This is a genomic window from Bradyrhizobium agreste (genome assembly GCF_016031625.1).
In the GTDB taxonomy this organism is placed as follows: Bacteria; Pseudomonadota; Alphaproteobacteria; order Rhizobiales; family Xanthobacteraceae; genus Bradyrhizobium; species Bradyrhizobium agreste.
In genome coordinates, this window is record NZ_JACCHP010000062.1 from 1 (window position 1) to 916 (window position 916).

The 916-nt window shown below is 68.8% G+C and carries 1 protein-coding gene; it reads left to right on the forward strand.

The features are described from left to right. The coding region (locus HZZ13_RS36315) for a condensation domain-containing protein (RefSeq protein ID WP_197964211.1) at positions 1-916 on the forward strand (916 nt) is incomplete at both ends.

Below are 916 nucleotides of genomic sequence, written 5' to 3' on the forward strand. Positions count from 1 at the left end.
GGCGACGGCAGCGGGATCAGCGAGGCGCAGCGGATGCTGCCGCAGCAGCTGAACGCGCGGCTGCGCAGCCAGGCGCGACGGCTTGGGGTGAGCCTGGCGAGCCTGTGCCATCTGGCCTGGGGTCAGGTGGTGGCGCGCAGCAGCGGCCGCGAGCAGGTGGTGTTCGGCACAGTGCTGTTCGGCCGCATGCATGGGGGTGCGGGTGGCGACCGCGCCATGGGGCTGTTCATCAATACCCTGCCGCTGCGGCTTGATCTTGATGGGACCGCGGTCGAGGCGAGCGTGCGAACAACACATGCCCGGCTGGCCGAGCTGCTGGCACATGAGCACGCCTCGCTGGCGCTGGCGCAGCGCTGCAGCGGCGTGGCGGCGCCGGCGCCGTTGTTCAGCGCGCTGTTGAACTACCGCCACAACACCGCGGCGGTCGCCACCGCAACCGATGACAGTCTGGTGGGCGTGGAATGGCTGGGCGGCGAGGAGCGCACCAATTATCCGCTGACCTTGTCGGTGGAGGATTTTGGTGAGGCGCTCGGGCTGACGGCGCAGGCGGCGGAGCCTATCTCTGCGGATCGGATCTGCGGCTACATGCAGCGGGCGCTCGAGCAGCTGGCAGAGGCGCTGGAGCAGGCGCCGAGCACGCCGGTGCGCGAGCTGGACATCCTGCCAGCCGACGAGCGCGCGTATCTGCTGGAGGAGCTGAACCGGACGGCGGTGACGTATCCTGAGCAGCAGTGCATCCATGAGCTGTTTGAGGCGCAGGTGCAAAAGGCGCCGGATGCGGTGGCGGTGGTCTATCAGGACCAGCGCGTCAGCTATGGCGAGCTCAATGCGCACGCCAACCAGCTGGCGCATCATCTGATCGGGCTCGGGGTGAAGCCGGATCAGCCGGTGGCGATCTGCGTTGCGCGCAGCGTGG